This is a genomic window from Photobacterium sp. NCIMB 13483 (genome assembly GCF_003025475.1).
Classification (GTDB): Bacteria; Pseudomonadota; Gammaproteobacteria; order Enterobacterales; family Vibrionaceae; genus Photobacterium; species Photobacterium piscicola.
Map to the genome: position 1 here is coordinate 1 of NZ_PYLV01000057.1, position 1,063 is coordinate 1,063.

3 tRNA genes and 2 rRNA genes are annotated in these 1,063 nt (G+C 43.9%); all 5 read right to left on the bottom strand.

Annotated features, from left to right (window positions below):
* Nucleotides 1-225 (bottom strand): 23S ribosomal RNA (locus C9I86_RS19755); the annotation flags it as partial.
* Between the two features lie 332 nt (nucleotides 226-557).
* A tRNA-Ala gene (locus C9I86_RS19760) sits at nucleotides 558-633 on the bottom strand.
* A gap of 42 nt (nucleotides 634-675) precedes the next feature.
* A tRNA-Val gene (locus C9I86_RS19765) sits at nucleotides 676-751 on the bottom strand.
* Between the two features lie 26 nt (nucleotides 752-777).
* Nucleotides 778-853, bottom strand: a tRNA-Glu gene (locus tag C9I86_RS19770).
* A gap of 96 nt (nucleotides 854-949) precedes the next feature.
* Nucleotides 950-1,063: ribosomal RNA gene (locus C9I86_RS19775) — 16S ribosomal RNA — on the bottom strand; the annotation flags it as partial.

A 1,063-nucleotide genomic window follows, 5' to 3' on the forward strand; every position in this document is an offset into this window, starting at 1 on the left:
TTGATTTCTCTTCCTCGGGGTACTTAGATGTTTCAGTTCCCCCGGTTTGCCTCATTAACCTATGTATTCAGTTAATGATACTTGCTTATGCAAGTGGGTTTCCCCATTCGGAAATCCCAGACTCAAGAGGCTTTTACTGCCTAATCTGGGCTTATCGCAAGTTAATACGTCCTTCATCGCCTCTGACTGCCAAGGCATCCACCGTGTACGCTTAGTCACTTAACCATACAACCCCAAGAGGTCTTGTATGTTCAAACAACCAAGGTTTGCGTTTAATACTCCGATCAAGAAAATATTAAACATTGGTTTTTCGCCGGACTCATTTATTTGTCTTCACTTTAAAAAGTGAAAGCAAAATCAAGACACTTGAATGTGTGTTGTTTGAGAACTCGTTTTTATCCTTCTTTTACAAGAAGCAATAAAAACATTTTTAAAATTAATCTTTCGATTAAATTTACTAGTCAGCTTTCCAGATTGTTAAAGAACATGTGTTTTTGTCATTTTTAAAGATGACTAATCCACTTTCTAATCACACTCTTGCGAATGCATTTAGAAAGTGGTGGAGCTATGCGGGATCGAACCGCAGACCTCCTGCGTGCAAGGCAGGCGCTCTCCCAGCTGAGCTATAACCCCATCAAGTTTTACTTCTTAGGAGAAGTTCTATTCAACAGAAAGTGGTGGGCGATACCGGGCTCGAACCAGTGACCCCCTCCTTGTAAGGGAGGTGCTCTCCCAACTGAGCTAATCGCCCATCGTTTTACTTCCGATGAAAAGAAGTGGCGTCCCGTAGGGGAGTCGAACCCCTGTTACCGCCGTGAAAGGGCGGTGTCCTAGGCCTCTAGACGAACGGGACTAAGTTTTCTCTAAGTTATGGGTAACTTAGATGTTCTTTTACATTTTAACCAGGCAATCTGTGTGGACACTGCATAAAACAGCATAAGTCTTTAGGTAAGGAGGTGATCCAGCCCCAGGTTCCCCTAGGGCTACCTTGTTACGACTTCACCCCAGTCATGAACCACACCGTGGTAAACGCCCTCCCGAAGGTTAAGCTATCTACTTCTGG